A 5,711-nucleotide genomic window follows, 5' to 3' on the forward strand; every position below is an offset into this window, starting at 1 on the left:
GCGGGTGGGGGGGCTGCGATGCAGGCCGCTGCGGCAGCAAGTGCGCGGGCCGGTGTGGCGTTAGCGCCAGCAGTAGCGCCCGTGGTGGCACCGCTGCACCAAGCGGAAGAGCAGATGCTGCGGCAGGCGTTGCAGAGCGCAGGGGGAAATGTGGCGCTGGCTGGGCGGTTGTTAGGGATAAGCCGGGCGACGATGGCTTATCGGGTGAGGAAGTTTGGGATCTGAGGGGACAGCGATGCGAGCACGGCGGCGAAGCGCTGGCCCCTGGAACATCATGGGTCGGTGGTGTGTCGCCAGGTCGCCCTCGTGCAGGCTCATTGGGCATCGACAAGCCGTAGTCGGCGCTATCGCCACGATCCGAGGGTGATGGTCCGCAGAAGCGGCCGTTCAGCGTGTGTTCAGCCACACGCCTGCAACATGGCTCCAAGGACTAAGCAGGCAAACGGTCCTCAACCCCTTCAATCTTCAGCCGTCAAAGGATCCACCATGAACGCCGACCTCAAGAACTTTATCCAACCCATCGCACGAACTATCGCCGCAACACTATTTTTCGTGTTTACCGTGGCCTTCTTTTCAGTTCCCTACGCGCTTGAGCAGCACCCGGGCGATCCTCAGTTGCCGTCGCGCCAAACCAACCTGCGTCACCTGACCTGAACCCTTCCTGTCATTGAATTCGACTCGGCAGCCAGTGCGGCCGGCGTAACACCCGCTGCAGTCATCGCGGTGGTCATCGAAATGACGCTCACCAAGCCGACGACCGGAAAGTCGCGATGGCGGCCAGTGCCTCAATGCACACCGAGCGAAGCAGCGCAGCCCTGCTCTTGCCCGCATCCCACGAAAGAATCCCATGAAATCTATCCACCAAGTTTTTCTATTGACCGCCTGCTGCGCGGTGTTGCTGACCGCATGCAATGGAACAGACACCGCGAGTCCGAAGCAAGCCCAGGCTGCCAGCGCAGCCGCCAACGTTTCAGACGCCGACACCACGACCCATGTCAAATCGGCACTGAACAACGAGCCTGGTTTGGCGGGGTTGGACATCACAGTCGTCACCACCAAGGGCGACGTTCGGCTGACGGGTGCGGTGGCAAGCCAGACGCAGATCGACGCCGTCCTCACCGCCGCGCGGGCCGCTGAAGGCGCACACTCCATCCACAATGAGTTGACCGTCAAGCAGTGAAGCAGCCCCGCGAATCGTCGGTCCATGACCGCCACAGAGGTGAGCCTTCGAGCGAGATTGCAGACCAGTTCGGCAGGCAACGCCAAGATGCGGCGGATCGCGCCCCACAACCACGCTCAAGCTGGCTGCAGACTGCGGTATGGCTTGTGGAGTGTGCTGTGGTTCGATGGCATACAGTGGGCCCCGCGAAAGGCCGACAGCCATGGAGCCCCGCTGAGTAAGTCCTGTTGCGCGCCCAAGGCGGGACCTGAGAAGCTATCCGGAGACGGGACGCTCCTGCGGCGTAGCACCACCGGATCTGCCAAAACGACCCAGCCCCACATTGACCAAACCCTCAGCACGGCGCAACAGGAACAGCACATCCATCCCCATGCGCTGTGCCATGGCCAGACCTTCGTCGGGGCCAGTCACCAGCAAAGCCGTGGCCCAGGCGTCCGCGTGCATGCAGGTGCGCGCCAGCACGGTGACCGATGCCACGGCGTTGTTCACGGGTGCGCAGCGGCGCGGGTCCATGGTGTGCGCAAGGCGCGCACCACCCACTTCCAGATAGCGTCGGTAGTCGCCTGAGGTGGCCACAGCCAGATCCTCCAGCTCGATGACCCCATGCACCCCGCGGCGCCCTGCCTCGGGCCGTTCGAGAGCCACAGCCCAGGGCGAGCCGCTCGCCTGGCTGCCCACGGCGCGCAGCTCACCATCCAGCGCGGCCAGCGCGTGCCGCGCACCGTGCAGTTGCAGCACATTGGCCATGCGGTCCACCGCGTAGCCCTTGGCAATGCCGCACAAGTCGAGTTGCAAGGGCAAACGCTTTCGGGCGCGGCCTGCGGGCCTGTCCAGCTCCAGGCCCCCGTGCCCAGTTCGCGGCGGGAGTTGGCGTGCGGTGCGGATTGCATCCGCGTCGGGTGCGTCGCGCACCGCGCCGAACCCCCAGGCATCGACCAGCGCCCCCATGCACGGATCGAAAGCGCCCGCGCTCAGGCGTTGGACATCGAGCGCACAGTCGAGTACCTCCAGTATTTCAACGGGCAGGTCGACCCAGGCGTCCACGGGCGCGCGGTTCAGCCGCATGAGGTCGCTATCCTGCTTCCAGGGCGACATCTGCTCGTCAACCTGCTCGACCGCAGCGGCAAGGGCCTGGCGCAAGGCCGCCAGGTCCATGGAGTTGTCGGCATCGACACTGGCCGACCAGCGTGTGCCCATGGTGGGGCCGTGCAAGGTGGTGCGCTTGTGGGCCGCAGTGGTGTCAGAAGATATCTTCGGCATAGCGCTCCTTGGCTTTCAGCGCCGCGACGCTCAACTGCAGCGGTTCCAGCACCGCGTCCAGCGCCTCGGCCACGCCCTGCGCCATGGCGCGGCTTCCGCAGACGCGCACTATGGCGCCCTGCACCACCCAGCCGCGCAGGTGCTCGGCGTCGCGTCGCAAGGCGTCCTGCACATAGCCACCGCCGTCGGGCACGCGGGAGAAAACCGTTTGCAAAGTGGCCAGGCGTCCCTCGCCGAGCCAGCGCTGGATTTCGGCACCGAAGAAAAAATCGCGCGCCGGGTCGCGCCCGCCGAAATACAGATGCATGGGGCTGCGTCTGTCGTTGCGGCGTATGAAGCCGACCAGCGGCGCCACACCTGTACCCGCCCCAATCAGCAACACAGGCCGCCGCGTTCGCGGTAGCGAAAATCCGGGGTTGGTGCGGATGAAGGCGGTGATGCTGTCCCCCACCTGCAGGCCCAGCAGGTGCATGGAGCACAGGCCACCGGGCATCTGGCGCACGCAGATTTCCAGAAATCCGTCCTCCCAGCCCGACGCCAGCGAGTAATACCGCGGCACGGCTGAACCCGGTGGCACTATGCCCACAAGATCGCCTGCCGCAAACCGCGCCAGACCGTGCCCGCGCAAACGCGTGACTAGGCCCTGTGAAGGCCACGCAAAACGCAGGATCGCCGTGGGCTGTCCGGTAACACCGGGGTAGTCTTGGCGTGCGATGAGCGTGAGCACGGCGGTGGGCGGCAGGCGCGGTACATGCTCCAGCACCAGGGGTTCGTTCAGCGCCTGCGCCAGCGCAATGCCCCACCGTGCAAACTGCTGGCCCGATTGCTGGTGGATGCACTCCAGCGGCAGCAACGCGGGCCAGCCCCGTGCGCGCAGCGTCCGATCCAGCGCCTCGGCAAAGGCGCAGAAGGCCGGAAACTGCCGGTCGCCAAAGCCCAGTACCGTCACTGGCACGGCGCTGACGTTCAGCTTGGCGATGTGCTCCAGAGCGTGGCTGGCGTGTGCGGGGGCCTGGCCTTCGCCATAGGTGGCTGCAAGCACAAACACCTGCCGCGTGGTGGCGGTGGTTTGAAAATTCTCCAGTGCGCTGGTGTGAACGCGGTGGCCACCTTGGCTCAGCGCGTCTTGCAGCTTTTGGGCAAAACCCCAGGTGCTGCCGCCTTCGCTGGCCACGAAGATAAGCACATCAGCCTGTGCCAGCGGGGTGTTGCCTGTGATATGCGGCGCCAGGCGGCGTGCTTGCCACCATATGACAACGCCCGACAGCCAGAACAGCAACACGCTGGCGCCCACGAGCCCCAGCACCACGGCCCAGGGCCAGGCGGCTTCGCCCGTGTGCAGCACCACGGCCCAGTCATAGACGCGCTGAGCCAGGGTGGCGTCCTGCCAGGCCAGCATCTGGCCAGAGTACCGGTCGATCCAACCTTGACCCTGGGCGGTGGCGACCTTCCAGGTGTCCTCCGGGTCGGTGGCGCCGGGAAAATTCAGTTTGCGTAAATCCTGCACAGCAAGGCTTTGCAACGTGGCAAGCTGTGCGCCTGGCAAATCCGGTTTGCCGGTGACCACGGAGAGCACTTCCGGCTCGGTCCTTGTGTCCAACGCCACCAGCCCCAGGGTCGAGGCGCTCATGGTCAGCGCCGTGAGTGATGTCAGGCAAAGCACGGCGAGCACCACACGGCCCGTGACCACATGGATCCGCTGCGCCAGCGATCCACGCACCCGTGCCGCCAGCCGCTGCCAGCCGCCCATGCGCCGCAGCAACAGCACCAGCGCAGAGACGCACAACAAGGCCATGGCCAGCGCAATGCCCGCAGCACCCCAGCGCCCGGCGTCGCCCAGCAACAGTGAGCGGTGCAGGTTCTTCACCCAGCGCGGAAGCGCCGAGGGTTGCCACGCACCCAGCACCTTGCCATCGGCCGGATCCACGTAAGACGCCTGCGGCTGGTCGCCAGCAAAGCTGAACACCGCGATGGCACCCGAAGGCAGACGGCGAATTTCCTCCACACCCGGGACGCTGCGCGTCACGCGCTCCACCAGCATGGCCACGGGCAAATCGCCTGGTGCGACGGGGGCCTGCCACGCCTGCTGCACTGGGTCGATCGCCAAGACAGAGCCGGTGATGCCCAGCACCACAGCCAGGGTGCCAACGGTCAGGCCCAGCCAGCGGTGGATGACTTTCCAGCTCATGCAAGCCCCTTTACTGAAGTTGGAAGGTCACCGACTGGATGTACTGCTTGCCAGCCTGCGGCTTGCCGACGTTCGCTTTGGACAGCGGGATGCGGACCTCCGACGGGCTGTCCCGCATGTCTTCCACAGCGGCATCGATGCGGATTTCATAACCCGCATCCATCAGTGCATCCGCCAGATCGGCGGTGACCTTGAGTGTGCGCCCCGCGCCCACGCTGGCACCGGTGACGCCATCCAGGCGCTTGGCGTCGCCGGCCGAGAGGCGGCTCCAGTCAGACAAGTGCTTGTGGTACTTGGCCTTGCCGCCGGCGACCCACAGCGTGCGCACATAGTTGCCTTTGGCGTCGGTCAGGTAGGCCGCCACGTAGGCGCCGTCGCCACCGTAGTTTTTGAGCTGGGCGGTCAGCGTGAGTGGGCGGCTGTACGCCAGGGCCGGAAGGGCCAGCGCGCAGGCGGTGGCCAAAAGGGTCAAAAGAGGTTTGGACATGGTGATGCTCCTGTGAGAAAGGTGGTTACTCAATCTGGCCGCGTGGCGCGGTGCCAGGCGTCAACAAAGGCGATGGCACGGCGGCGCCGTCCGCTTGCGGTGGTCGGGGCTGCCGCGCAGCACCGTCGTCATCACGATCACGTTCCCGGGCACGCTGGTGGTTGTCTTGCTTCATCTTCAACACCTTCAGTGTTTCCGGATCGATCTTGGCTTTGAAAGCGCGGCCTTGGACGTCCGTGCCGCGAATTTCATAGCAACCGTCGTCAATCTTCAGGCGCTGGATCTGCCAGCCCTGCGCGGCTGCCATCTGCAGCACCGCTTCACGGTTCTGCCAGCGGTGCAACGGCGCATCGCAATCGTCACCGGCCCATGTGGGCGATGCAGCCAGGGCCAGTGAAAGAATCAGAAGGCCGCGCCGCAAAGAGGGGTGGTGTTTCATGAGAGGCTCCTTGAAGTCGGTAATACATGACTTAAGGCTACGCTGAACAAGCCCTCGAAATTTCCCGCGCGAACGCGGAAGACGCCATTTTTTGGATTTTGTGGCCTCTTGCGCCGCCCATTTGGGCCGTTCGCAGGGCCTTGAGGCCCGATTTCCA

The 5,711-nt window shown here is 65.1% G+C and carries 7 protein-coding genes; 3 read left to right on the forward strand and 4 right to left on the reverse strand.

Features of this window, described 5'->3' with window-relative positions:
• The 3 genes from NFX52_RS29115 to NFX52_RS29125 all read left to right on the forward strand — a co-directional run.
• Nucleotides 1-225: helix-turn-helix domain-containing protein (locus NFX52_RS29115; protein WP_289781643.1), on the forward strand; the 225-nt coding region annotated here is incomplete at its 5' end.
• Nucleotides 226-486: 261 nt separating this feature from the next.
• Nucleotides 487-654 carry a hypothetical protein gene (locus tag NFX52_RS29120; RefSeq protein ID WP_156358902.1) on the forward strand — a complete coding sequence of 56 codons (168 nt, stop codon included), beginning with the start codon at nt 487-489 and terminating at the stop codon, nt 652-654.
• A gap of 193 nt (nt 655-847) precedes the next feature.
• Entirely contained in the window at nt 848-1,180 is a 333-nt protein-coding gene (locus NFX52_RS29125; protein ID WP_082437697.1) for a BON domain-containing protein, read from the forward strand.
• A gap of 255 nt (nt 1,181-1,435) precedes the next feature.
• Here NFX52_RS29125 and NFX52_RS29130 read toward each other — a convergent pair whose 3' ends face one another.
• The 4 genes from NFX52_RS29130 to NFX52_RS29145 all read right to left on the reverse strand — a co-directional run.
• Nucleotides 1,436-2,440: an FAD:protein FMN transferase gene (locus NFX52_RS29130; RefSeq protein ID WP_055402959.1), complete on the reverse strand. Its 1,005-nt coding sequence runs from the start codon at nt 2,438-2,440 to the stop codon at nt 1,436-1,438.
• Nucleotides 2,421-4,628 (reverse strand): PepSY domain-containing protein, encoded by a 2,208-nt coding sequence (locus tag NFX52_RS29135; RefSeq protein WP_055402957.1) that lies wholly within the window; start codon nt 4,626-4,628, stop codon nt 2,421-2,423. Before NFX52_RS29135 ends, NFX52_RS29130 begins: the two co-directional genes overlap by 20 nt.
• Nucleotides 4,629-4,638: 10 nt before the next feature.
• Complete coding sequence (locus NFX52_RS29140) at nt 4,639-5,115, reverse strand: DUF2271 domain-containing protein (RefSeq protein WP_055402955.1); 477 nt, start codon at nt 5,113-5,115, stop codon at nt 4,639-4,641.
• Nucleotides 5,116-5,140: 25 nt separating this feature from the next.
• On the reverse strand, nt 5,141-5,711 hold a 571-nt coding region (locus NFX52_RS29145; RefSeq protein WP_252635957.1), incomplete at its 5' end, for a PepSY domain-containing protein.

It is taken from the genome of Acidovorax facilis (genome assembly GCF_023913775.1).
Lineage (GTDB): Bacteria > Pseudomonadota > Gammaproteobacteria > Burkholderiales > Burkholderiaceae_C > Acidovorax > Acidovorax facilis.